A 24,226-nucleotide genomic window follows, 5' to 3' on the forward strand; every position below is an offset into this window, starting at 1 on the left:
CCTGAGGTTCTTGGTTCTCAATGATCGATCTGCCTTGTCCATCGTGTGGCTTCCTGACCCTGGAAGACGTCTACGGGTCCCATGCCATATGTCCGATCTGCAACTGGGAGGATGACGGAGTGCAACTTGCCAACCCCACATCCACCGGCGGAGCCAACGGCGAGTCTCTGGCGCAAGCGCAGCAGAATGCTCTTTCCAGTTTCCCCCTTGGCGTCGAGGTCGCAAGCGGCTTTCGCCGCGGATCTGGCTGGCGCCCTTTGTCCAGCACGGAGATCGGGCACTACGAAGCTCTAAGGGGCGGCAATCACTGGCACAGCAAGAGTGTCTCGTACGAGAAGGAGGCTTACTGGTCGATGCTGGGCGTTCTTTCGATCTGAAGCACTTCGCGGCTCAACTCATGGCGTTCGCGAGTGTCCACCACTGGCCGAGAGCGGACATTGGCTCGCGCAGGGTATTTCCTGTGGATCACTGACCAGCCAGCGACCCGTAGCGGACATGGCCCAAATGTCTTGAACGTGGATTTGGCGGGGCGTCTGATCCTATGCCTGGATCTGGCCATGCGCCGGCTTGATGGCCGAACCCAGCCACCCTAGGATCGCGCTGTATCAGGGGAAAGTACGCCACATGGTGCTTTGTGGGCAGGTCGTATGACCGGATCCAAGGGTCCATCCATCAGGGAGTCAGGTCCCATGAGAAACATGACAGTGCTCCTACTCGTGCTTGCGATTGCCAGCGCAGCTGCAGTCGCGGCGGATCGCCCTTCGGCACAGGCCGTGCTCAATCGCGTTGCCAACGAAGGGGGGCGCAAGGTGCTTTGGGACCTGTGGCAGCACGAGCGGGAGTTTGGGCAGGTCACCGCTGGCATCGAGTCAGGCGATCCTGCATGGCTTGAGGTTGCGGCTGCGCTAAAGCCGTTTTCAGATGCGGGCGCCTCGCTATCCATCAATTACGCGGTAGCCCGTGCATTGCCCAAAACGCCTGAGCGGGTCTTGGCATTGACCACCCAGGGATTCAAGCTCGAGGACATCTGCACATCGCCGTTCATCGAGCCAGATCCGGGAGTCGCGGAGGCGTATGAACGACGTACGCTTGCGGCACTTTCACGACTGAAGGGCACATCGGTTGCGTCCGTTGCGGCAGAATGCGCGGCGCAGGTCCGCCTTCCGGATGGGGCTTGATGATTTTTACGGCTGGGCTTTTTGGACATGTTCAAGTAGGGACCGGCCAGCCCTCCGTTTGAGCCCAAGCCGATTCCCCCGGTTCGGCCTATTCCGAAGCTGCTGTCGTCCGGTTCCGGCCGGAATCTGGCATCAACGAGGCCTACGCATTGGAATACGTTCCGAAAAGGACAGCTGGATTCCCATGGCAGCATTCGATCATTCCCTGGTAACCCTCCGATTCTTCGGGGATGACCTCCTACCCGAAGAAGTCAGTGCCTTGCTCGGGGCGACCCCGACCGCATCGCATCACAAGGGCCAGGAACTCAGAGGCAGCCGATCAGGCACCGTGCGTATCGCCAGGACTGGCAGCTGGCAACTTGATGCGGAGCGTCGTGAGCCTGAAGATCTGGACGCTCAGATCTTCGAGATCCTCGATCAACTCACCGGCGATCTCGCCGTATGGCAGGCTCTGGCACGCTTCCGGCCTGATCTGTTCTGTGGCCTTTTCATGTGCAGCAGCAACGGTGGTGTCTCGCTTTCGCCTCGCGCGCTGCTCGCCTTGGGTGAGCGCGGCATTGAGCTCGGGCTGGACATCTATGAAGCCGATGAAGAAGTGCGCAACGCCCAGCGCCAGCAGGCCATCAGTTGATGATCTCCCCACTCCCCGAAGCAACAAACGCCTTCAACTGCCGAACGAACTCCGCGTCGTAGGCTTCCCACTCCGTAACCTCCCCAACCACCCGCAACGGCTGCGCACTCCGATACGATCGCGTCGGGTTGCCGGGAAACTTCTTGTTGGTCACGTTCGGATCGTCTTCAAACGGCCCGGTCGGCTCCACCACATACACGCGCGGCCGCCCTTCACCGCGAGCCATCTCCGCAGCCAGCCCGGCGCCCTTGGCAATGGTGGTGAAGTAGATGTGGTTCATCACCACGCTGTCGCGGTAGTTGGAGCGGAAGCCCGCGCTCAGCAACTCGCCCACCGCCAGGTCAGCGCGGGTGCCGTGATAGAACGGCCCGGCGATCTGGTCGCAGGTGTCATGCGAAACGGGTGTCCAATCGGTGTCCTGCGCCATCGCTGCTGCCCCCCTCTGTGCTGCCGGATCGACAGGCCGGCGAGTCTAGGGCGCCCGGTGGGCCTTGCTGCAAGGCCCCATCCGGGAAATAATCTGTAAACGGGAGGCGCGGTGCGCCTCCTTTTTTCATTCTGCGGCGCCGCGTCCTTCCAGCTCGCGCACGGCCGTTTCCAGCGCGTCCAGCTTTTCGCGGGTCTTCAACAACACCGCGCGCTGCACTTCGAACTCCTCGCGGGTGACCAGGTCGAGCTTGGCCAGGCCGGCCTGCAGCACGCTCTTGAAGGTGGCCTGCAGTTCCTCTCGCGATTCGCGCAGGCCCGGGGGCACCAGGTCGCTGAGGCGACGGGCGAGGTCATCGATTTGATTCAGGTCGATCATGGGGAGGGGGCCGTGGGGTAACAGCCGGTTCGATCTTCAGCCCGCCGAGTTAAACCACGCATGAAACCTTGTGATGACCTCCTCAGTCCATTCCCTAGGACTTTTCGAGCACAAAGGCAGTGGCTGGCGGGGCTTGTTAGGAAAAGGGCTACAGGTCATTGACCGGGCGTACGATGCGCGCAACAGGATTTCGACGCTAACGTTCCCCGATGGGAACGGAAGCCAGACTTGGAGTTACGCCGCAGATGGGCGTCCAACACAGGTAGTCACGCTCGCCAATACCAATCAGAAGGGGACAGTCACTGTCGATCTCAGCAAGGTCGACAGCCCAAAAACGGGGGCGCAGGTGATCGCCCAAGAAGATCAGCACGATATTGATACGGCGGAGCGAGGACGCCCCGCGGCTACCAGTGATGAGGTTCGTGCCACAGAGCGGAGTGCTTACGGCACGGAGGCGGTTGTTGCTAAAGGCCTTGGGATCAACATCAGCAAGGGCGAACAGGCCAAGGGGGGAGGGTTCTGTTGCAAACTGGGAAGCGCGTCAGCCCAAGACCGAGAAGGACAAATGATTATGAAATCAGCGTCATTAGTGCCCATGCTGGGCCTGCTGCTATCTGCATGTGCCAGTGGGGGGGCGACAACCGTAAAGGATGATCCTCATGATGAAGTGCTGTGTGCCATCGCTAAGAGTCCCGGCGAATACGATCGGGACGAGGTCGTGTTGTCAGCTCGATATGTAACGGATAACCGCCACGAAGAGGTTCTGCGCAACTCCCACTGCAGCGATGGCGCACGAATCCTCGATATCGGCAAGCATGGGGCCGCCAGTTCGGTCGCACGTTTTTACGCCGAACAGAAGCGCATATGCCTGGAGCGTAACAGTCCTGGGCTGTGCAATATCTCTGCCAGCGTGCAGGTGTCCGGGCGGATTCGGCTGACGCAGGATCGTGCCGTGTTCGATCTCGAGGATGTGAGGCACTTCGCGTTTGACGATGAGCGGTAGTCTGCTTTTCGCCTCGCTGTCTGGCGAAAGTGGCGTCAACTCAATCTGATGTCGAGCGCCCTTCCAGCTCGCGCACGGCCGTTTCCAGCGCATCCAGCTTTTCGCGGGTCTTCAACAACACCGCGCGCTGCACTTCGAACTCCTCGCGGGTGACCAGGTCGAGCTTGGCCAGGCCGGCCTGCAGCGCGCTCTTGAAGGTGGCCTGCAGTTCCTCGCGCGATTCGCGCAGGCCCGGCGGCACCAGGTCGCTGAGGCGACGGGCGAGGTCATCGATTTGATTCAGGTCGATCATGGGGTGCTCCGTGGGGTGGGCCCGTGCATCCGGCGCGGGCAGGCCGTTCGGGCACAAGGATACTGCCGGCACCCACTGCCCGGACAGGCCGCAGCGGCTTCGCACGGGCCGCGTTCAGGCGCTATCCTCCACGCCGGAAGACAGGAGATAGACGATGAAGATGGTCATGGCGGTGATCAAGCCGTTCAAGCTCGACGACGTGCGCGAAGCGCTGGCCGAGCGTGGGGTCACCGGGATCACGGTGACGGAAGTGAAGGGCTTTGGTCGCCAGAAGGGCCACACCGAGCTGTACCGTGGCGCGGAGTATGTGGTCGATTTCCTGCCGAAGGTGAAGCTGGAAGTGGCGGTGACCGATGACCAGGTGGAGGCGGTGGTTGAGGCCATCGTGAAGGCCGCCGGCACCGGCAAGATTGGTGACGGCAAGGTGTTCGTGTACGACCTGGGCAGCGTGGTGCGTATCCGTACCGGCGAGTTGGACGCGGACGCGTTGTAACCCGCTCGGCGGGATGTTGTAGAGCCGAGCCCATGCTCGGCTGCATTTCGCGCGATGCAGGAACAGCAGCCGAGCGCGGGCTCGGCTCTACAAAGAGCGGTAAAGCGGTCGAGCGAGCTCGACCCCTACCGGCGCTTGGCCCACTTGTAGAACCGCTTCCAGCCCTGACGCACGGCGGCGACCCAGCCCGGGTCGGCCACCAGCGCGGCCTGCGCGGCGCTCGGCGCCTGGCCGGTCACGCGCTGGCGGATCTTCAGCAGGTTCTTCATGTCGCTGCGGCGCATCTGCCGGCTCAGCGGGCCGCGGCGCAGCCAGCGGGGTACGCGCCAGGCGGAGGTGAAATCCAGCAGCACCGGCACGCCGCCACTGACCACCACGTTGGTGCCATGCAGGTCGTTGTGGGTGATGCCGGCGGCATGCAGGCGGCTGAGCGCGTGTTGCAGCTGCTCGAACACGTCATTGCCGACGGCCTGCGCGGTGCTCAGGGTCTGGCCGGGAATGAACTCCATGCCCAGCGCCAGGCCGCCCAGGGTGCCGAGCAGCGCGGGGGCATGCTTCCAGCCGCCGAGGCGCTGCAGCATGCGTGCTTCACGGCGCACCATCAGCCGCGCGATCAGCGAAACGGGGGTGCCGCGGTAGCGGGAGTAGTCCTTGATGACTGCCTCGCGCCCGTCCAGGCAGGTGCGGTAGACATCGGGGGCCAGGAAGCGCTCGCCGCGCTTGAGCAGCAGCGGGGAGGCGGCATCATTGCCGCAGGAGGAGGGGGGAAGAGCAGGAAGATGCATGTCGGGGTCTCGGACGACCCGGTGGGTGGCGCAAAGCGTCAAGCGAACCGGTGTTACAGGGAGTTACTAAGTTTTCGTTAATTTTAGTACTCGCCAGTTCGCTATTCCACGATTTGTCGGAGAAATGTCGGGGTCGTGGCTGGAACAGTTCGTCACGCAGAATCGGACAGTTCCGTCTCACTTATAAGGTTTGCCCCGCTGAATCAATGAGTTGGGCGCGCTTCCAGCCCATTCATCGGCGGCGCGCTGAACGCCACGCACGTCCAGCTTGACCCCGGCGCACGCCCTGCCGACCATAAGCTGTTAACCCGCGACATCGGCGGCCGCCCCCGTCCGGCACGTCCCCGTCCCCTGCCGCGTTCCGAACCGGTGCTGGCCGCCTGGCCGTGCATCGCCCCGTTTCCCGTTCCGGCCGCGGCTGGAGGAAAGTGCTTTGATCATCAAAATCGTCATTGCAGCGCTGTTCGTGGCCTGCGTGCTGTACATCCACTTCCGTGGCAAGGTCCGCGCGCGCTGGTCGCGCCAGCTGCTGGACCACTCCAGTTTCATGGCTCCGATCAACGTGGTCATGTACATGTTCTCGAAGGTGCCGACCACGCCGTTCCTGGACCCGGGCAAAGAGTTCCCGCAGCTGGAGCCGCTGCGCCAGAACTGGCAGATGATCCGCGACGAGGCGCTGGCGCTGCGCGACGCGCAGAAGATCGCTGCCTCCAGCACGTTCAACGATGCCGGCTTCAATTCGTTCTTCCGTCGTGGCTGGAAGCGCTTCTACCTGAAGTGGTACGGCCCGTCGCACCCGTCGGCGAAGACGCTGTGCCCGAAGACCACGGCGCTGATCGAGTCGATCCCGGACGTGCGTGCGGCGATGTTCGCGCAGCTGCCACCGGGCAGTGAGCTGCGCCCGCACCGCGACCCGTTCGCTGGCTCGCTGCGCCTGCACCTGGGCCTGAGCACGCCCAACGACGATGCCTGCTACATCGAAGTGGACGGCATCAAGAAGAGCTGGCGCGACGGCGAGTGGATGATGTTCGACGAGACCTACATCCACCATGCGCACAACGAGACGCAGCAGGACCGGGTGATCCTGTTCTGCGACATCGCCCGCCCGCTGCGCTTCGGCCTGCCGGGCCTGTTCAACCGCGCGGTGGCGGCCACGCTGCTGGCCGGTGGTGCATCGCCGAACCTGCCGGGTGACCCGACCGGTGGCGTCAACAAGGCGTTCGGCAGTGTCTACAAGGTGCGCCTGAAGGCCAAGGCGCTGCGCGAGCGCAGCGTGGTGGCCTACCAGCTGATCAAGTGGGGCCTGGTGGTGGCGGTGATTGCGGGCATCTGGGCGCTTTGACTGTAGAGCCGAGCCCATGCTCGGCTGGGTTTACCGCAACCTGTCCGAAGAGCAGCCGAGCGTGGGCTCGGCTCTACAGAAAGCAGAAAACCCGCGCTGTCGCCAGCGCGGGTTTTTGTTTGGATCAACCCTTCAATGCCGCCTGCACGAACGGCGGGGTCACCAGCACGCCGGTGTGCAGCGCGGCGGTGTAGTACAGGGTGTTGAAGGTCTTGGCGGCCGAGTCGGCCTGGCGGAAGTCGAAGCTGCTGTCGCCCTTGCGCGCCATGGTCACGCTCCACCAGCCGGTGGGGTAGCACGGCTGCGGGAACGGCAGGGTCTTGAACGAACCGAAGCCGGCCTTGCCCATCTCGGTGCGCATTTCGTTGATCAAGTCCAGCTGCATCAGCGGCGATTCGGACTGCTGCACCAGGATGCCGTCGTCCTTCAGGGCCGTGAAGCAGCTCTCGTAGAAGGCCTTGTTGAACAGGCCTTCGCCGGGGCCGACCGGGTCGGTCGAATCGACGATCACCACGTCCACGCTGCCGGCCGGGCAGTTGGCCATGTAGGCCACGCCGTCGTCGAACAGCAGCTCGGCGCGGGCGTCGTCGTTGGAGTCGCACAGTTCCGGGAAGTGCTTGCGCGCCATCACGGTGACCTGCTCGTCGATGTCGCACTGGGTCACGCTCTCCACGCCGCTGTGCTTGAGCACTTCGCGCAGGGTGCCGCAGTCGCCGCCACCGATGATCACCACGCGCTTGGGTGCGGCATGGGTGAACAGCACCGGGTGGCTGATCATCTCGTGGTAGAAGAAGTTGTCCTTGCTGGTCAGCATGATGGCCCCGTCGATGGTCATCAGGTTGCCCCAGTCGGTGGTCTGGAAGATCTCGATCTTCTGGAACGGCGACTGCACCTCGTCCAGCTTGCCGGTGATGCGGTAGCCGATGGCCGAGCCGGTGCGCTCGAAGTGTTCGATGTACCAGTTGTTGCTGTCAGTCATTGGAAAACAGTCCTGTTCGGAGGGGTGGAGCCGGGCTGGCGGGCGGGGCCGCGTGGCACAGATGCCACATCCGGACGGATCGGCCCGTTCAGGTTGGAACCTGTCACGGGCGCGGGCGCGCATGATAACGAACCTGTGGGCATATAGGCGTTATCATGCCCCCCCTTTTATTGCCAACAAGGCCGACTGAAATGACCGATTGGTCCCTCGACCAAGCCCGCAAGACCTACTCGATCCCGCATTGGGCGGACGGTTACTTCGACGTGGATCAGGCCGGGCACATGGTGGTGAGACCGACCGGGGCGGACGGCCCGGTGGTATCGCTGCCCAAGGTGGTGGACGCTGCGCGCGCGGCCGGTGCCAAGCTGCCGCTGCTGGTGCGCTTCCCGGACATCCTCGGCCAGCGCCTGGGCAAGCTGCAGGCGGCCTTCGCCCAGGCCCAGCAGGACTGGGAGTACAGCGGCGGCTACACCGCCGTGTACCCGATCAAGGTCAACCAGACCCGCGGCGTGGCCGGCACCCTGGCCAGCCACCACGGCGAAGGCTTCGGCCTGGAAGCGGGCAGCAAGCCCGAACTGATGGCCGTGCTGGCGCTGTCCCGCCCGGGTGGCCTGATCGTCTGCAACGGGTACAAGGACCGCGAGTACATCCGCCTGGCCCTGATCGGCCGCAAGCTGGGCCTGCAGACCTTCATCGTCATCGAGAAGCCGTCCGAGCTGAAGCTGGTGCTGGAAGAGTCCAAGGCGCTGGACGTGAAGCCGGGCCTGGGCGTGCGCATGCGCCTGGCCTCGCTGGGTGCCGGCAAGTGGCAGAACAGCGGTGGCGACAAGGCCAAGTTCGGCCTGTCGCCGCGCCAGCTGCTGGACCTGTGGAAGTCGCTGCGTGACACCGAGTACGCCGACTGCCTGAACCTGCTGCACTTCCACATGGGCTCGCAGATCTCCAACGTGCGCGACATCGCCAACGGCATGCGCGAAGCCACCCGCTACTTCGTGGAGCTGTCGCGCCTGGGCGCGAAGATCACCCACGTCGACGTGGGTGGTGGCCTGGGCGTGGATTACGAAGGTACCCGTTCGCGCAGCTTCTGCTCGATCAACTACGGCCTGCATTCCTACGCCAGCAACATCGTGCAGCCGCTGGCCAACGCCTGCGAGGAATTCGGCCTGACCCCGCCGCGCATCGTCACCGAGTGCGGCCGCGCAATGACCGCGCACCACGCGGTGCTGATCGCCAATGTGTCGGAAGTGGAAGAAGCGCAGGAAGGCCGCGTGCCGGACCAGCACGACGACGAGCCGGCAGCGATCCGCCACCTGCGCGAGATCCACGACGAGCTGGACGTGCGCCCGGCGGTGGAACTGTTCCAGGAGGCGCAGCATTTCCATGCCGAAGGCCTGGCCAGCTACGCGCTGGGCCAGATCGACCTGCCGCAGCGTGCGCGCATCGACGACCTGTTCTACGCCATCGCCCACGGCGTGCGTGCGCGCCTGAGCTACGACGAGAAGAGTCATCGCCCGGTGCTGGACGAACTGAACGAGCGCCTGGTCGACAAGTACTTCGTCAACTTCAGCGTGTTCGAATCGATCCCGGACGTGTGGGCGATCGACCAGGTGTTCCCGATCGTGCCGATCGAGCGCCTGGATGAAGCCCCGGACCGCCGCGGCATCATCGCCGACATGACCTGCGACTCCGACGGCATGGTGGAGACCTATGTCGAGAACGAGAGCCTGGACAGTTCGCTGCCGCTGCACAGGATGAATCCGGGCAAGAGTTACCGCATCGGCTTCTTCATGGTCGGTGCCTACCAGGAAATCCTGGGCGACATCCACAACCTGTTCGGCGATACCGACGCGGTTGAAGTGCTGGCCGACGCCGATGGCTATGCCATCACCCAGCAGCGCCGCGGCGACACCACCGACGTGATGCTGGATTACGTGGGCTATCGCCTGGACGAACTGCGTGCCACCTATGCGCAGCGCGTGGCCGCGGCGCAGCTGTCGCCGGAACGCGCACAGGAGCTGTCGGAAGCGCTGGAAGCCGGGCTGACCGGTTATACCTACCTGTCCGACGAACCGCTGGTGTGATGGACGGCACCGGGCCCGCCCGGTGCCACCGTTGCCGATGAGCGCGCGCGCGATCTTCCACCTGTTCCTGCATGCCGCCGTGCCAGCCCTGCTGGCATGGCTGTTCTGGCGCAAGCGCTTCGCCTCGGCCTGGCTGCTGATGTTGCTGGGCTGGATCATCGACCTGGATCATCTGCTGGCCGATCCGATCTACGCACCGAATCGCTGCAGCATCGGGTTCCACCCGCTGCACACCGCACCGGCCATCGCGGTCTATGCCGGGCTGTGCGTGCCGAAGAAAACGCGGTTGTTCGGTATCGGTCTGATCATCCACATCGTGCTGGACGCGATTGATTGCTGGTGGATGCATCACCGTTGATTTGCAGCGAACACCTGCTCTGGTAGATGCCGACCTTGGTCGGCGCTCTTCGCGCTGCCTGTAGAGCCGAGCCCACGCTCGGCTGCGTTTCGCACTGCCCCGAGCCGAGCATGGGCTCGGCTCTACAACGGCGCATCCAGGTCGATCTATTGCTTGACGATGCCTGGCAACCACAACGTCGCGCGCAGGCCCGGCTGCGCATTTTCCAACGCCACGCGCCCGCCATAACTGGCGGCGATATCGCCGACAATCGCCAACCCCAACCCGCTGCTGCCTTCGCGCTCGTCCAGCCGCACACCACGCTGGGTGACCCGTTCCAGCGCGTCTGCGGCCAGGCCGGGGCCATCGTCGCGCACTTCGATGCGTAGCTGCCCTTCGCTGGTTTCCGCTTCGACAGTGACCTGCTGTTGCGCCCAGCGCCCGGCGTTGTCCAGCAGGTTGCCCAGCATCTCTTCCAGATCCGCACTGGCGCCGGCGAACTGCAGCGCCGGATCGATGCCTGCCGCCGTGAACGTGATGCCACGTTCGCCATGCACGCGTGCCATCAGCCGGCACATCGCCTGTGCGACGGCCGCCACGTCGGTGCGCTGGCGATGGTCGGCAGCCAGTCCTGCAGCCAGGTAACGGTCAACACTGGCCTGCATGCGCGCACTCTGCTCGCGCACGGTGGCACGCCAATGCGTGCCGTCGCTGTCAGCTTCGGTGGCCAATACGCTCAGTGGAGTCTTCAGCGCGTGCGCCAGATCCTGTGCACTGGTGCGCGCACGCGCGACCATGCGTTGCTGGTGGTCCAGCAGCGCGTTGAGTTCTTCACCCAGCGGTGCGACTTCCGCGCCCAGTCCCTGTGTGTCGATGCGCTGCGCATCGCCGCGACGTACCCGTTCCAGCTGCGCACCGAGGCGATGCAGCGGGCGCAGGCCGAAGTGCACCTGGCTGGCCAGCACCGCCAGCCACGCCGCGACCAGCACGCCCAGTGCGATGGCGGTGCGCTTGCGGAACGCGGCAACATCGGCATCCAGCGCGCTGCGGTCGGTGGCGACCACGGCCACGAACGGTTCGCTGGCGCGTGGCAGGCGCACCTGCTGCACGCGTGCACGCAGGAATTGTTGCAGCGGCCCGGGCAGATTGCGCGTGGCCGGCCCGGCGGCCTTCGCCGGCAGGGTTTCATCCCACAGCGAGCGCGACTGCAGCAGCACGCGGCCATCGGCACCGGCGATCTGCCAATAGGCACCGGAAAACACGCGCTGGAAGCGCGCATCATTGGGTTCCTGGCGCAGGCGCAACTGCCCGTCCGGGTCCACTTCGGCCTGTGACAGCAGGGTCAGCATGTCCTGCTGCAGTTCGTGGTCGAGGCGGTCGCGCGCGCTGCGCTTGAACAGCTCGCCCAGCAGAGCGCTGGCCAGCAGCGAGACCAGCAGCAGCCCGACGCCGCCGGCCAGCAGCAGGCGCCGCCGCAGCGACGGTTGCCGGTTCATGGCTCGGCCAGCCGCCAGCCCTGGCCGCGCACGGTCTGGATCAGGTCGATGCCGAGCTTGCGGCGCACGCGTCCGAGCAGCACGTCCAGTGCGTTGGAGTCCGGGTCGTGGCCGCCGTCGAACACCTGTTCGCCCAGCCGGTCGCGGCTGATCACCTGTCCGCTGTGGTGGATGAAGTAGCTGAGCAGGCGGAATTCCTGCGGACTCAGTGGCAGCGCCTGTCCATCCAGCTCGAAGCGGCCGGCATTGACGTCCAGCTGCAGCGGGCCGCAGTGCAGGCGCGGGCTGGCGTGGCCATGGCTGCGGCGGATCAGGGCGCGCAGGCGCAGCACCAGCTCATCGGCCTGGAAGGGTTTGGTGAGGTAATCGTCGGCACCGGCATCGAAGCCGGCCAGCTTGTCGTGCCAGCGCCCGCGCGCGGTCAGCACCAGCACCGGAAAGCTGCGGCCGTTGCCGCGCCAGCGCTCGATCACGCTCAGCCCGTCCAGCCCAGGCAGGCCGAGGTCGACGATGGCGGCCTGGAGGTCTTCGATCTGCCCGATTTCTTCGGCCTCGCGACCGTCGGCGACCACCGCCACCACATAGCCGGCCTGTTCCAGCAGGGGCACCAGGCGCTGTGCCAGTGCGGCATCGTCTTCGGCCAACAGGATGCGCATCAGTCGTCGAGCTCCGTCTTCAGCAGCTTTCCGCTGCGCGCATCATAGTCCAGCTCCACCACCACGCCGTCGCCGCGCAGGATCTCCACTTCGTAGACGCCGTCGTCCAGCTCCACTTCCAGCAGCTGGCCGGGGGAGCGCTTGAGTGCATCGCGCACCACGCTCTCCAGCGGCACGTAGCGGCCCTGCTGCACGGCGCGACGCGCGACCTGCTGCGCCGGGTCCTGCAGGGGCGCGGCGGCGGTCGGGGCGTTGGCCAGGGCCAGCAGCAGGGGCAGGGTGGCGAGCATGCGGGTAAGGAAAGAGAGAGGGGTACAGGCGCGAGTGTGGCGGGAATGACTAACAGCCGGCTAACAGCCACGGCTAAGGCGCTGTTAACCGGGCCATGCATCGTGGCGTTGCCGGGATGGTCCGGCCACGAACAGGAGAACCCCCATGTTGAAGTCGCTCACCCTCGCCACTGTTGCCCTGCTTGCCGTCGCGCCGGCCGTACAGGCCGCGCCGCTGGGCATGGCCCAGGTTGAACAGACCCTGCGCAAGGCCGGCTACACCCAGATCCACGAGATCGAACGCGATGATGGCCTGTGGGAGGCTGACGTGAGCCGCGCCGATGGCCGCTTCAGCGAGGTCTACGTGGACCCGAAGACCGGCGAGATCTTCGATGAGCACAGCGGCCGCGCGCTGCTGACTACCGAGCAGGTGCTGGCACGGGCGCAGTCGCATGGCCTGCGCGAGATCCATTCGCTGGAACGCGATGGTGCGACCTGGTCGCTGGAAGCCCGCAATGCCCGCAACCAGAAGGTAGAGGTGCGCCTGAGCGGCTATGACGGCCGCATCCTGCACAGCGAGCGCGATGGCTGGCTGGATTGACGTTGGCCTCTGTAGAGCCGAGCCCATGCTCGGCTTTGCGGCCAACCGTAGCCGAGCATGGGCTCGGCTCTACAGGGGCTGGCTTACCAGCCGTACGGCGGCGGGTAATCCCAGCCCGGCCCGCGGCCGTAGTAGCCGCCATACGGGCCGAAGAAGCCCGGGCCCTTGCCCTCACTCACGTGGATGTTGAGGTTGACCCCGTGGGTCTTGCCTTCATCGGTGGTGTAGTTCTTGCTCAGGTTCAGCGTGGCCGCGTTGTAGTGGCTGTTGCCGCCGTTCTTCGAATAGCCGATGCCGGTGGTGAAGCTGCCGGACACCTTGACCTTGTCGTCGGTCACGTCGGCGATCTTCGCATCGTCGTGCACGCGCGGGCCGCTCTTGTCACCGTAATAGGTGCCGGGCGGGTCCTGCTGCAGGGCCGGGTCGTTGAGGTAGCGCATCGGCGCCTGCGGCAGCGTCAAGTCCAGGCCGGCAGCCTGCGGCGCAGTGGCGCCAGCGGCGGACTGGGCCAGCACGGTTCCCGGCAGGGCCAGGCACAGCAGCAGGGTCAGGGGGCGGATCATGACGGCGCTCCAGCGGACAGGTGGCCACGCAACACGCGGCGGTACAGGCCGACGCTAGCAGGGGTTGCTTGAATGATGCCTGTCGGCGCCGGATTGGGGTAGAGCCGGCCGCGGCCGGCTGCAGGTCACTACCGCCCGAACCCGAACAGCCTTTCCAGCGCATGCTTGCGCCGCTCGATCCGGGCCCGCAGCAGCTGGGCGCCGATCATCGAATAAGTGATGCCGTTGCCGCCGTAGGCCATGGCGAAATGGACCCGCGGCCCCCACTGCGCGTGCGGGCCGAAGAAGGGCAGGCCGTCGGCGGTTTCGGCGAAGGTGCCGGCCCAGGAAAAGGCGGGTATCGGATCCAGTCGCGGGAACCAGTGCCGCAGCTGCTTCATCAGCTTGCCGGCCTTGCCATCAACGCGCCGGTCGCGCCGGGCGGGGATATCGATGGCGTCGTCCAGCCCACCCACCAGCAGGCGGCGGTCGCCGGTGGCGCGCAGGTACAGGTACGGGCGGGCGCTTTCCCACACCATCGTGTTGCGCAGCCTGCCGAGCACGTCCGCTTCGATGGGATCGGTGATGAAGGCATAGCTGCTGCGGTTGCGCGCAACCCGCTGTTCCAGCCACGTCTGGTTGGCATAGCCCATGGCCAGGACCACGTGGCGGGCACGGACCGAGGCGCCGGCCTCGGTCATCGCGGTGACGCGCTGCGCGCCAGGCTTGAGCGTGTGCAGCACGGTGCGGTCGTGCACATGGCCGCCGCGGCGGCGCACTCGTTTGAGCAGGCCGTAGGTGAGACAGTAGGGATCGACCCGCGCCGCCTGGCGGGTCAGCAGGGCGCCGCCGGCATCCACGTCGAAACGCTCGCGAAGCGCTTCGCGGTCCAGCCAGCGGGCATCCAGGCCGATGCTGCGCCGCGCCTCACCTTCGGCCATCAGGCGCGGCACGTCGCGATGGCGGCTGGCCAGGTACAGGCTGTCCATGCGCTGGAAATCCACGTCCTTCAACCCGCGTGCCACTTCGCCCAGTGCCGGGATTGCCTCCGCGCAGGCCCGGTACGCCCGTGCTGCGGCGTCTTGCCCGTAGCGTTCGGCCAGTTCGAGCAGATGGGTATCGATCTCGTACTGCAGCAGCGCGGTGCTGGCCGCCGTGCTGCCCCAGCCGATGTCACGCTGCTCGATCACGGCCACGTCATGGCCATGGTGGGACAGCTCGTCGGCAATCAGCGCGCCGGTGATGCCGCCACCGACTACCAGCACATCGCAGCGCAGATCCTTCTCCAGCGGGGGGAACGCCTGGATCAGTCCGTTGCGTACGGCCCACCACGGGTAACCGCTTTTCAGGTCCATGCGTGCGTGGGGCTCAGGCTGTGGGTTTGCCGGTATGTGGCGTCTGGATCAGTTCGGACAGATCGAAGCCCTGCAGGCGGGCCGCCGCCAGATAATGGTCCTGCACGGTCGCGTCCAGGCGCGGCTCGCGCGCCAGCAGCCACAGGTACTTGCGATCCGGGCTGCCGACCAGCGACACGCTGTAGTCCGGGGCGATCTGGATCACCCAGTAGTCGCCCTTGGCGAACGGCAGCCAGCGCAGGCCCTTGGGCAGGAAGCTGACCTCCAGCCGCGCGCTGTCGTTGTCGACAGCGCAGGCCTCGCCGGTGGCCTCTTCGATCTCGCCGTCCATGCGGCAGCGGTTGGTGACGCCGACGTTGCCGTTGTCGAGCAGGGTGTAGTGCGCCGATACGTCGGTGCAGCCTTCCGGCTCGTGGCGCATCGGCAGGCGTGCGATCTCGTACCAGGTGCCCAGGTAGCGCGGCAGCTTGAGGTCGGCGACGGTTTTCAGCGGCGGGTGCTCGGTCATCGGCGGTCGTGGCAGGGGTGGGCCTCCACGATGCCGATGGCCTTGCCATGGGCGGGTGAAGCCGGGGCGATGGCCGTGTCCAGAACGTTCCGTCGCCCCGGCGGAGCGCCCGTTGTCACCGGCCTGGGGGTATCCTGCCGCCAGCGCCGTGTTTTCCTGATCCAACCGAGGTGGAGGTGCCGATGTACCAGGTGATCCTGTTGAAGAGTGAATCTGCGTTCGCGCGCGAACAGTGGCCGCAGGTCGACGAACTGGTCGACTACGAAGGTGTGAGTTACAGCCTGCGCGCCGGCCCGCGCCAGCCGCTGCCGACCGACCACGACTGGCACCCGGTGGCGGTGTACGCGCCCGATGAGATCACCGAGGAAGAGTTCCAGGACTGGTATGCGCTGCAGCAGCCGACGGTGGAAGAGCTTCGCCTGAAGTACTGATGCGCGACGCTGGCGGGGCCGCCCATCCGGCCTTGACCGGCTCTGCCGTATAGTCGCGCGCAGGCGCGGTGGTCCGCGCGAACCGGTGTGGCTGCGTGTCTTCTTTCCTGCGATCGATCCGTGCACGGGGGCCCTGGTGGGTCCTGCTGCTGTGCACCGCCTTCCTGCTGTCCGCGCCGGTGCTGGCGCAGGATGAGGACCCCACGCCGAAGCAGCAGCTGGCGGATATCGATTCCAGCCTGAAGGATGTGGAGCGCAAGCGTGGCGATGCAGAAGCCACCGAGACGCTGGCGATGCTGTCCGAGAATGCCTCGCAGGTACGGCGCGATGCCGAGGCGCTGGAAAAGGCGCTGCAGCCGCAGCTGGACCGACTCAACGAACAGCTGGCGCAGCTGGGAACGCCGGCAGAAGGGGCCGCTGAGCCGCCGGAGCTGGCGGCGCAACGGCGCACCCTCACCAAGCAGCGTGACGGCCTGGCCGCTTCGGTGGTGCAGGCCAAGGCCAGTGCCGTGCGTGCGCAGCAGCTGGCGGCGGACATCGAGCAGCAGCGAACCGCGCAACGCACGGAAGAACTGGGCCAGAAGGTGGCCTCGCCGTTGTCGCCCGCGCTGTGGAGCAAGGTGGCCGAGCGTCTGCCGATCGATATCGCGCGGGTTGCGCCATTGGCCGGGCAGGGCCGCGATGCGCTGGTCGCCGGTATCCGCGCCCATGGCTGGGGCACGCCGTTGCTGGGCCTGCTGGCCGCGCTGGTGATGATGTTCCCACTGCGGCTGTGGCTGCGCAGGCTGGGGCGCCGTTTTGCTGCGTCCGAACGTGCGCCTGATGGTCGACTGCGCCGGTCCGGCCTGGCCATGTGGCTGCTGCTGGTGGGCACGCTGCTGCCCGGTTACGCCGTGGTGGTGCTGATGGCGGCGCTGGATGCCATCGATGCGATCGCGCCGCGCCTGCAGGTGGTGGCCGACGGCCTGGAGACCGCAACGTTCCGCGCGGCCTTCATCGCCGCACTCAGCGCCTGCCTGCTGGTGCCCAAGCGCCCGTCGTGGCGGCTGTTGAACCTGGACGACACCGCCGCGCTGAAGCTGCGCAAGTACGCCTGGGGCGCGGCGGCGCTGGCCTGGCTGAGCACGGTGCTGGTGGCCCTGGACCAGGCCACGCGCACCAGCGACGTCACCACGGTGGCGCTGGACGGACTGATTGCGCTGACTTACCTCGGCCTGATCATGGCCATGCTGGTGACCCTGGCGCGCCTGCATCGCCGGCAGACCGCCGAGGCCGAGGCCAAGCTGGAAGCGCAGGCCGATGGCGTGGGTGCAGCCACGCCGGTGCGCCGCAGCAGCTGGCTGGTACTGGCCCGGGTAGCGGGCAACATCGCGGTGGTGGCCGCCATCATTGCCACATTGCTGGGCTACCTGAATTTCGCCAAGTTCGTGAACCAGCAATTGATCGGCGGCAGCATCGTGGTGTTGGCCGCGACGTTGCTGTTCAAGTTCGTCGATGACCTGAGCACGTGGATGCTCAACGCCGACAGCAAGGTCGGCCAGACCATCCTGCTCAGCACCGGCCTGAGCGTATCGCGGCTGGAACAGGCGGGCGTGCTGCTGTCGGCGGCGCTGCGTACCGTGGTTGTGTTGATCACGCTGCTTGCGCTGGTGGCACCGTTCGGCAACATCGGCGCGGTGGTGGAGCGCTTCACTTCACTGTTCACGACCGGATTCGATATCGGTGGCACCAAGCTGGCACCGGCGGGGATCGTGTTGGCGGTACTGGCGCTGCTGGCCGGCCTGGCGATCACCCAGCTGGTGCAGCGCTGGCTGACCGACACCTACCTGCCCAAGACCGAGCTGGACCTGGGCGCGCGCAATTCGGTGAGCACCGTTGCCCGTTACGTGGGCATCATCATCGCGGTGATCTGGGCGCTGTCGGCGATGGGGCTGCAGCTGAGCAAGCTGGCCCTGCTGGTCAGCGCACTGTCGGTGGGTATTGGCTTCGGCCTGCAGGTGATCACCCAGAATTTCGTCTCCGGCCTGATCCTGCTGGCCGAGCGCCCGGTGAAGATCGGCGACTGGGTGAAGCTGGGTGACCAGGAGGGCGACATCCGCCGCATCAGCCTGCGATCGACCGAGATCCAGGTGGGCGACAAGTCGACGCTGATCGTGCCCAACTCCGAGCTGGTCACCAAGACCGTGCGCAACATGACGATGGGCAACAACCAGGGCCGCATCCAGATCCAGTTCGCGGTGCCGCCCAGCACCGATGTCGGCAACCTGCGGCAGGCGCTGCTGGACGCATACACCGCGCACACCAACGTGCTGAAGCAGCCGGCGCCGACGGTCTACATCGACAGCATTGCCGGTGGCCAGATCACCATCAACAGTTTCGCGTACGTGGCCAGCCCGCGGCAGGTGTATGCAACCCGCAGCGATCTGTACTTCAGCCTGCTGCAGATCCTGGCCGAGCGGAACATTCCGCTGTCGACCCCGACCGACATCCACATCATCCGCGACCCGCAGGAGTAGGGGTTGTTTTGCAGGGCTGCGCCCTGCACCCGCGGTAGTGCCGGCCGCTGGCCGGCAACTTCAACAGCAACAGCAACAGCAACAGCTGATTTCCTGCGGGATGGCGGGGTGGGTCCGGTTGCGGTAGACGCCGTAAACCCCCAGGCCGGCCCAGCCCCTGGCGGCTGTGCGTTCGGGCGCTTGCGAAGCAGTGCTTCGCAAGCAAAGCGCCCTCACCCATGGGGGCTTGGCCGCGGCATCCATGCCGCGGACACTCCTGCGACCGGACCCACCCCGGCTTCGACAGTTTCCCGCGATCTGTCGGAAATGCTCTTGGGGTCAGATCCGTTTTCCGGAGGAAAACGGATCTGACCCCATCTTGATTTTCGATATCTGACAGAGTGTGTCGACCAAGGTCGACACCGCCCCGCCAAACCACGGATTGCACGCTGTTGCCGTTGCTTCTGAGGTTGCCGGCCAGCGGCCGGCACTACCACGGGTGCAGGGCGCAGCCCTGCAAAGAACCCTATCCCCGTGGTCGGCCGCGCGAGGGCACCAGTGCGAACGTATCCACCGCCAGCTTCTCGGCATGGTTCAACCACGCGCGGATCTCCAGATCATCCACTTCGTGGTCCAGCCCGAACGACACGTTGATCTTGCCGTCGGCATCGGGCTGCACCCACTGCTGGGCCAGCACCACCTTGCGCTGCGAGGACACCGCCTCGATCCAGAAACCGCGATCCGGGCGCGTGCTCGCCACCAGCTGCAGCATGTACTGGCCGGCACGGGTGCGGCGGCCCTTCTGGGTGATCATGTGCGCCTGGCGCACGCTCGGGCGCGGGCCCTGGAATGCGTCCAGCGGTGCATCGACCGCGATGCCGCCGCGCAGGTCATTGTCGCGGTACAGCTTGATGCCGTTGTCGCGGTTGACGAGCAGCGCACACCAGTCGCCGTCGGCCGAGCCGTCCTCGAATGCGGTGCAGCGATCAACATAGGCCAGCGTGTTGTCCGGATCCGCGTCATCGAACTGGCGCGAGGTGTTCTCCAGGTAGACCGACTTCAGCCCCCAGTCCTTGTCGTACTCCAGCAGCACCGGCGGCTGCACGTGCTGCAGGCCGACTACTACCTGGTCATCGCCATCGATCTTCAGTTCGCGGGTCGGTTCGCCCAGCCACAGTGAGCGGGCGAAGGCCAGGTACTGCGGGTAGTCGCGGCCACCATCGCGCCGGGCCGCCACGCTGGCGCTGGGTGCGCGTTGGCTGTCGATCAACGAGCGGCCAAAGCCCATCGTCTTCAGGTTCGGGTCCAGCAGGCTGAGCAGGGTGGCACCCGAATCCAGGGTGGTGCCGGCGTCGGCGCTGAGCTGCTGCGGGGCAATGCCATCGCCCAGGAACAGCAGCAGGTTCTCGCGCTTCTGCCGGGTCAGGATGTGGGTCAGATCGTTGGGCATCGCCAGGTGGTCGGAGGCGATCACGATCAGCGTGTCCTTGCCGTACGGGCTGGCCTGGATGCGCTGCACCAGCTGCGAGATCAGCCGGTCGCTGCACTTGAGCGCGTTGAGCATGTTGATGTTGCCGTACTGGCTCTGGTAGCGCTCGCCCTTGCACGATACCGGCAGGTGGCCCGCCGGGTGGTGGGTGTCCATGGTCAACGTGGTCAGCATGAACGGTGAACCGGCGCGCGAGAGCTGTTCGAAGCGCTGGTAGGCGGTATCCAGCAGCACGTCGTCGTGCACGCCCCAGGCCGAGTAGTGGATGCGGCCGATCTTCTTCTGCTGCTTGAACCAAGCGAGGTCATGCACTTCATCAAAGCCGTGGCTGGCCAGGAACTGGCCCTTGCCGGCGAACTGGCCGTTGGCACCCCCAAGATAGTGGTTGGTGTAGCCCTGCTGCTTCAGGTAGTCGCCCAGGCAGACCGCCTTGGGCAGGAAGCTGCCCATGCGGCCCATGCTGTTTTCATCGCCCTGCGAGGTGGTCAGCGGCACGCCGCACATCGACGACACCAGGCCGGCGATGGTCCAGCCGCTGCCTTCGGCCGAGGCCAGCCCACGCACGTCCAGCGACTCGGACGCCAGGCGGTTGAGGTTGGGCATCAGGCCGGGAAACACGGCCTCGTCCAGATAGGTGCGTTCCAGGCTTTCGCCGTAGATCCAGACGATGTTGCGCGGGCGCTGCAGCGGCTGCGTCGGCACCTGGTACTCAGGGGCGATGCGGGCGAAGTCGACCGGGCGCAGCTGCTGGTACAGGCGCTGGCCGTCGCGGGCCAGCGGGCTGATCATGATCGTGGCCACCCACACGGCCGCGAAACCGGCGAACAACGCGCCACCGTGGCCGGGCCGGCGCCAGCGCTTCACCCGTGTGGCGAACAGTGGCAGCAGCGAGACCAGCGCCAACACGATGAAGCCGGCGATGTAGCCCTTGAAGTCGGAGACACCGGCACCTTCCATGTCGGCGCCGAGGTGGTACAGGGTGGCGGCATTGAGCCCATCACCGGACAGCTTGTCGATCAGCCACCACGCGCTGAGCATCAGCAGCAGCAGCGAGAACGCGCCGGCCTTCCACCACACCCACTTGTCGGACGCGAGGAACAACCAGCACAACAGCAACAACGACAGCAGCAGTATCCAGAGCATAGGCAGCTTCGGCAGTGACGGGGTGGTGGTGATGGACGTCGTACCGACGCGTGTCCATCCGACCGGCGCTGCCGCAAGCACATGCATGTGACAGGCCGATGACCCGATAGTGCATGCACGAACCTGACTGAAATGTTTGTTGAAATGACGCGCGCGTAATCGCGCTCAGAAGGTAAAACGAGCGTGAAAGGGGCAGCTGGATTGCATTAAAAACTGCATGAATACGGGCGTTTTCGTCGATGCGCTAGCGATGCCCGCGTTCTTCGCGTGCCCGCGCACGACGGTCGAACAGCAATGCACTGGTTACGATGCCCAGGCCGAGCACCACGCCGATGAACAACAGGATCAGGGCGATGAGCGGGTAACCGAACAGGTGCCAGCCGGTGTCGATCCTCATCATCATCGCGGCGGCCATGATCAATGCGGCGCTGATGATGCCGGCCGCCACGCGGTTGGCGATCTTCTGCAGGTTCTCCATCAGCCGCGATTCTTCCAGGCCGGTGACCTTCATCTGCAGGCGGTTCTCGGCCAGCAGCGCCATGATGTCCGACAGCTTGCGCGGCCCATCACGCAGCAGCTGCTGCAGCTCCATCGCCTCGCTGGCGATGTTGGCTGCAGACAGCGATTTCTTCAGGCGCGCACGCATCACGTGCTGCAGCTGGCGCTCGACGATGCGGCGCGTGTCCAGCTCTGGCGCCAGCAGCCGGCACACGGTTTCCAGGTTGAGCAGGGCCTTGCCGAGCAGGCTCAGTTCCGGCGGCGTGCGCAGGCCGCAGGCGGTGGCGATGCGCACCATGTCCAGCACCACGCGGCCTTCGGAGAAGCTGCCACTGGCCGCATAGCGCGCGATCAGCTGACCGGTTTCGCGCAGGTAGCGCTCTTCATCGAAGGCCTCCAGCCGCGTGCTGATACTGATCAGGTCATCGGCCACTTCCTCGCCACGGCCGTCGACCGCCGCGAACAGGATCTTCAGCAGACGCTCGCGCAGGCGCGGCGGCATGTGCGCGACCATGCCCAGGTCGAAGATCGCCAGCCGGCCGTCGGGCATCACCCGCAGGTTGCCCGGGTGCGGGTCTGCATGGATCTCGCCATGCACGAAGATCTGGTCCAGGTAGCCGCGGATCAGCGCCGCCGCCAACGGGTCCATGTCCTGCTCGGTGCGGCGTACGCCGGAGATCGCATCCACGCGCACGCCGGTGGCAAGCTCCATCGTCAGCACGCGCTGGCTGCTGTAGTCCCAGATCGGCTGCGGCACCCACAGCCGGCGGAACGGCCGCAGGTGCCGTCCGAAGCGCGCCAGGTTCTCGGCCTCGGCGTGGTAGTCCAGCTCCTGCATCAGGGTCTTGGCGAACTCGTTGAGCCAGTCGCGCAGGCGCACGCGGCGTCCGACCTGGGTCAGGTGGTCGGCGGCCAGCGCGAAGCTGCGCAGTGCCTCCAGGTCCGAGCGCAGCTGTGCGGCCACTTCGGGCTTCTGCACTTTCACCGCCACCTGGCGGCCATCGTGCAGCACCGCGCGATGTACCTGCGCGATCGAAGCACAGCCCAACGGCTCGGGATCGAACGAGGCAAACAGCTTGTTCACCCCTACGCCCAGTTCCTGCTCGATGATCGCGTGGATGCGCTCGACCGGGATCGGCGCCACCTTCTCCTGCATGCGCTCCAGCGCCGTGGCGAACTCCACCGGCACCATGTCCGGCCGCGTGGACAGCATCTGGCCCAGCTTGACGAAGGTCGGCCCCAACGCTTCCAGGTCGCTGACGAACTGTTCCGGATTGCCGTCGGCGGGCACGTCGGCCTGGTTGCTTGCCGCATCCAGGTTCATGCCCGAGAACACGCCCGAATGGCGGTAGCGCATCAGCAGGCGCAGGATCTGGCTGCGCCGGCTCATGCCTTTGACCAGCGGGGGATTGCCATTGGCGGCGGAAGGATTGCTCAAGCGGGACTCCCATGCGACGAAGACAGGTAGCGCCGGCTGCGGGCCGGCAATGTCCGGATTCCGCAGTGTCGCCGGGGGGCGGTGGGCATGCGGTGAACCCGGTGTCTTCCGCAGTCCACACCGGATCGGTCAGAATCCGCCTATTCCCTTTCTTGGACGCCCCATGGCCGGTGCCAGCCTGTTCGCCCTGCTCGACGATATCGCCACCCTGCTCGACGATGTCTCGGTGCTGACCAAGGTCGCCGCGAAGAAGACCGCCGGCGTGCTCGGTGACGATCTGGCGCTGAACGCGCAGCAGGTCACCGGGGTCAACGCCAACCGCGAACTGCCGGTGGTGTGGGCGGTGGCCAAGGGCTCGCTGGTCAACAAGGTGATCCTGGTGCCGGCGGCCCTGGCGATCAGTGCGCTGGAAGCCTGGCTGCACAGCCGCGGCTGGAACGTGCCCCTGATCGTGCCGCTGATGATGATCGGTGGTGCCTTCCTGTGCTTCGAGGGCGTGGAGAAGCTGGCGCACCGCTTCCTGCATTCGGCCGACGACGATGCCGAGCGCCAGACCGAACGCCGCAAGGCGCTGGCCGACGCGCAGGTGGACATGGTCGCGTGGGAGAAGGACAAGGTGAAGGGTGCGATCCGCACCGACTTCATCCTTTCGGCCGAGATCATCGTACTGACCCTGGGCGTGGTCGCCACCGCATCGTTCACCAACCAGCTGGTCACGCTGGCCGTGGTTGCACTGGCGATGACGGTCTTCGTCTATGGGCTGGTGGCGGGCATCGTCAAGCTGGATGACGTGGGCCTGTACCTGTCGCGCAAGGGTGGGGCTGTTGCCGCCTTCGGTCGCGGCCTGGTCGCGTCGGCACCGTGGCTGATGAAGTTCCTGTCGGTGGCCGGCACCATTGCCATGTTCCTGGTCGGCGGCGGCATCCTGGTGCACAACGTGCCGGCGCTGCACCACGCAGTACAGGCGCTGGGCGGCGAGGGCCAGTGGGGCTGGCTGGTCAGCGCGGCGGGCAACATGGTGGTGGGCATCATCGCCGGCGCCATCGTGCTGGCGGCGGTGACCGGGTTCCAGAAGCTGCGCGGCAAGTAGTCGCCGGCAGGTTCCCGGTAGAGGCCGACCTTGGTCGGCGCTTTGTTTCCCACGCGTGCCAACCAAGGTTGGCACCTACCAAAGCGGTTCAAGGTGGTCGGCATCGTCGCCGGCGGGTTCCCCGGTAGAGGCCGACCTTGGTCGGCGCTTTGTTTCCTGCGTGTGCCAACCAAGGTTGGCACCTACCAAAGCGGTTCAGGGTGGTCGGGATCATCGCCGGCGGGTCGCCGGGTAGAGGCCGACCTTGGTCGGCGCTTTGTTTCTGCGTGTGCCAACCAAGGTTGGCACC

At 65.8% G+C, this 24,226-nt stretch carries 24 protein-coding genes and 1 pseudogene; 12 read left to right on the forward strand and 13 right to left on the reverse strand.

Going from position 1 to position 24,226, the window contains the following annotated elements:
• Positions 1 to 20 precede the first annotated feature (20 nt).
• From AC5P53_RS01200 to AC5P53_RS01210, 3 genes are all read left to right on the forward strand, one after another.
• Entirely contained in the window at positions 21 to 377 is a 357-nt protein-coding gene (locus tag AC5P53_RS01200) for a CPCC family cysteine-rich protein (protein ID WP_032958808.1), read from the forward strand.
• Positions 378 to 689: 312 nt separating this feature from the next.
• Positions 690 to 1,178, forward strand: a complete 489-nt coding sequence (locus AC5P53_RS01205; protein WP_241887321.1) for a hypothetical protein — start codon at positions 690 to 692, stop codon at positions 1,176 to 1,178.
• A 184-nt stretch (positions 1,179 to 1,362) separates the two neighbouring features.
• Positions 1,363 to 1,809, forward strand: a complete 447-nt coding sequence (locus tag AC5P53_RS01210) for a DUF4279 domain-containing protein (protein ID WP_241887322.1) — start codon at positions 1,363 to 1,365, stop codon at positions 1,807 to 1,809.
• Here AC5P53_RS01210 and arr read toward each other — a convergent pair.
• Together arr and ubiK (AC5P53_RS01220) are read right to left on the reverse strand one after the other, a co-directional pair.
• Positions 1,802 to 2,236, reverse strand: coding sequence for an NAD(+)--rifampin ADP-ribosyltransferase (gene arr, locus AC5P53_RS01215; RefSeq protein WP_053495282.1), 435 nt, complete (start codon positions 2,234 to 2,236; stop codon positions 1,802 to 1,804). The two genes, AC5P53_RS01210 and arr, sit on opposite strands and share 8 nt — an antisense overlap.
• Before the next feature lie 126 nt (positions 2,237 to 2,362).
• Positions 2,363 to 2,614, reverse strand: coding sequence for a ubiquinone biosynthesis accessory factor UbiK (gene ubiK / locus AC5P53_RS01220; RefSeq protein WP_197605348.1), 252 nt, complete (start codon positions 2,612 to 2,614; stop codon positions 2,363 to 2,365).
• Positions 2,615 to 2,687: 73 nt separating this feature from the next.
• Here ubiK (AC5P53_RS01220) and AC5P53_RS01225 point away from each other — a divergent pair, with 73 nt between their 5' ends.
• Positions 2,688 to 3,617: a hypothetical protein gene (locus AC5P53_RS01225; RefSeq protein ID WP_241887323.1), complete on the forward strand. Its 930-nt coding sequence runs from the start codon at positions 2,688 to 2,690 to the stop codon at positions 3,615 to 3,617.
• A 40-nt stretch (positions 3,618 to 3,657) separates the two neighbouring features.
• On the opposite strand, the gene ubiK (AC5P53_RS01230) is transcribed toward AC5P53_RS01225, so the two are convergent.
• Positions 3,658 to 3,909 carry a ubiquinone biosynthesis accessory factor UbiK gene (gene ubiK, locus AC5P53_RS01230; protein WP_049441951.1) on the reverse strand — a complete coding sequence of 84 codons (252 nt, stop codon included), beginning with the start codon at positions 3,907 to 3,909 and terminating at the stop codon, positions 3,658 to 3,660.
• A gap of 154 nt (positions 3,910 to 4,063) precedes the next feature.
• On the opposite strand from ubiK (AC5P53_RS01230), the gene AC5P53_RS01235 reads away from it, so the two are divergent.
• Positions 4,064 to 4,402: a P-II family nitrogen regulator gene (locus tag AC5P53_RS01235; protein WP_005411374.1), complete on the forward strand. Its 339-nt coding sequence runs from the start codon at positions 4,064 to 4,066 to the stop codon at positions 4,400 to 4,402.
• A 125-nt stretch (positions 4,403 to 4,527) separates the two neighbouring features.
• On the opposite strand, the gene AC5P53_RS01240 is transcribed toward AC5P53_RS01235, so the two are convergent.
• On the reverse strand, positions 4,528 to 5,187 hold the full coding sequence (locus tag AC5P53_RS01240) for an RIO1 family regulatory kinase/ATPase domain-containing protein (RefSeq protein ID WP_032958814.1): 660 nt from the start codon (positions 5,185 to 5,187) through the stop codon (positions 4,528 to 4,530).
• A 436-nt stretch (positions 5,188 to 5,623) separates the two neighbouring features.
• On the opposite strand from AC5P53_RS01240, the gene AC5P53_RS01245 reads away from it, so the two are divergent.
• Positions 5,624 to 6,529, forward strand: coding sequence for an aspartyl/asparaginyl beta-hydroxylase domain-containing protein (locus AC5P53_RS01245; RefSeq protein ID WP_032954620.1), 906 nt, complete (start codon positions 5,624 to 5,626; stop codon positions 6,527 to 6,529).
• 124 nt (positions 6,530 to 6,653) lie between these two features.
• On the opposite strand, the gene speE is transcribed toward AC5P53_RS01245, so the two are convergent.
• Positions 6,654 to 7,508: a polyamine aminopropyltransferase gene (gene speE, locus AC5P53_RS01250; protein WP_241887324.1), complete on the reverse strand. Its 855-nt coding sequence runs from the start codon at positions 7,506 to 7,508 to the stop codon at positions 6,654 to 6,656.
• A 191-nt stretch (positions 7,509 to 7,699) separates the two neighbouring features.
• Here speE and speA point away from each other — a divergent pair, with 191 nt between their 5' ends.
• Entirely contained in the window at positions 7,700 to 9,589 is a 1,890-nt protein-coding gene (gene speA, locus AC5P53_RS01255) for an arginine decarboxylase (protein WP_241887325.1), read from the forward strand.
• Positions 9,590 to 9,626: 37 nt separating this feature from the next.
• The gene (locus tag AC5P53_RS01260) at positions 9,627 to 9,947 is read left to right on the forward strand and encodes a DUF6122 family protein (protein ID WP_005411369.1); all 321 of its coding nucleotides are present in this window, start codon (positions 9,627 to 9,629) and stop codon (positions 9,945 to 9,947) included.
• A 146-nt stretch (positions 9,948 to 10,093) separates the two neighbouring features.
• Here AC5P53_RS01260 and AC5P53_RS01265 read toward each other — a convergent pair whose 3' ends face one another.
• The 3 genes from AC5P53_RS01265 to AC5P53_RS01275 are packed head-to-tail and all read right to left on the reverse strand — an operon-like array spanning position 10,094 to position 12,368.
• Positions 10,094 to 11,422: a sensor histidine kinase gene (locus tag AC5P53_RS01265; RefSeq protein WP_227863690.1), complete on the reverse strand. Its 1,329-nt coding sequence runs from the start codon at positions 11,420 to 11,422 to the stop codon at positions 10,094 to 10,096.
• Positions 11,419 to 12,078, reverse strand: coding sequence for a response regulator transcription factor (locus AC5P53_RS01270; RefSeq protein ID WP_049441948.1), 660 nt, complete (start codon positions 12,076 to 12,078; stop codon positions 11,419 to 11,421). Before AC5P53_RS01270 ends, AC5P53_RS01265 begins: the two co-directional genes overlap by 4 nt.
• Complete coding sequence (locus AC5P53_RS01275) at positions 12,078 to 12,368, reverse strand: PepSY domain-containing protein (protein ID WP_032958819.1); 291 nt, start codon at positions 12,366 to 12,368, stop codon at positions 12,078 to 12,080. Before AC5P53_RS01275 ends, AC5P53_RS01270 begins: the two co-directional genes overlap by 1 nt.
• 145 nt (positions 12,369 to 12,513) lie before the next feature.
• Between AC5P53_RS01275 and AC5P53_RS01280 the strand changes: the two genes are divergently transcribed.
• Positions 12,514 to 12,948: a PepSY domain-containing protein gene (locus tag AC5P53_RS01280; RefSeq protein ID WP_065178854.1), complete on the forward strand. Its 435-nt coding sequence runs from the start codon at positions 12,514 to 12,516 to the stop codon at positions 12,946 to 12,948.
• An 83-nt stretch (positions 12,949 to 13,031) separates the two neighbouring features.
• On the opposite strand, the gene AC5P53_RS01285 is transcribed toward AC5P53_RS01280, so the two are convergent.
• The 3 genes from AC5P53_RS01285 to AC5P53_RS01295 all read right to left on the reverse strand — a co-directional run bounded on the left by AC5P53_RS01285 (position 13,032) and on the right by AC5P53_RS01295 (position 15,353).
• Entirely contained in the window at positions 13,032 to 13,511 is a 480-nt protein-coding gene (locus AC5P53_RS01285; protein ID WP_014038776.1) for a hypothetical protein, read from the reverse strand.
• Between the two features lie 128 nt (positions 13,512 to 13,639).
• Positions 13,640 to 14,845, reverse strand: a complete 1,206-nt coding sequence (locus AC5P53_RS01290; protein ID WP_241887327.1) for an FAD-dependent oxidoreductase — start codon at positions 14,843 to 14,845, stop codon at positions 13,640 to 13,642.
• A gap of 13 nt (positions 14,846 to 14,858) precedes the next feature.
• Positions 14,859 to 15,353 (reverse strand): lipocalin family protein, encoded by a 495-nt coding sequence (locus AC5P53_RS01295; RefSeq protein ID WP_032958822.1) that lies wholly within the window; start codon positions 15,351 to 15,353, stop codon positions 14,859 to 14,861.
• A 182-nt stretch (positions 15,354 to 15,535) separates the two neighbouring features.
• Between AC5P53_RS01295 and AC5P53_RS01300 the strand changes: the two genes are divergently transcribed.
• Both AC5P53_RS01300 and AC5P53_RS01305 read left to right on the forward strand, forming a co-directional pair.
• On the forward strand, positions 15,536 to 15,784 hold the full coding sequence (locus AC5P53_RS01300) for a hypothetical protein (protein WP_014648700.1): 249 nt from the start codon (positions 15,536 to 15,538) through the stop codon (positions 15,782 to 15,784).
• Positions 15,785 to 15,879: 95 nt separating this feature from the next.
• Positions 15,880 to 18,300: a DUF3772 domain-containing protein gene (locus AC5P53_RS01305; protein WP_241887329.1), complete on the forward strand. Its 2,421-nt coding sequence runs from the start codon at positions 15,880 to 15,882 to the stop codon at positions 18,298 to 18,300.
• 505 nt (positions 18,301 to 18,805) lie between these two features.
• Here the strand turns inward: AC5P53_RS01305 and AC5P53_RS01310 are convergent.
• Complete coding sequence (locus AC5P53_RS01310) at positions 18,806 to 20,911, reverse strand: phosphoglycerol transferase I (protein WP_241887331.1); 2,106 nt, start codon at positions 20,909 to 20,911, stop codon at positions 18,806 to 18,808.
• A gap of 244 nt (positions 20,912 to 21,155) precedes the next feature.
• A pseudogene (locus tag AC5P53_RS01315) lies at positions 21,156 to 22,805 on the reverse strand (ABC1 kinase family protein); the annotation flags it as partial.
• A gap of 205 nt (positions 22,806 to 23,010) precedes the next feature.
• Here AC5P53_RS01315 and AC5P53_RS01320 point away from each other — a divergent pair.
• A complete protein-coding gene (locus AC5P53_RS01320) occupies positions 23,011 to 23,937 on the forward strand; it encodes a DUF808 domain-containing protein (protein ID WP_014648696.1) in 927 nt (308 codons plus the stop codon).
• Positions 23,938 to 24,226: the final 289 nt, after the last annotated feature.

The sequence above is a fragment of the Stenotrophomonas sp. YJH_SMC_82 genome (genome assembly GCF_059368875.1).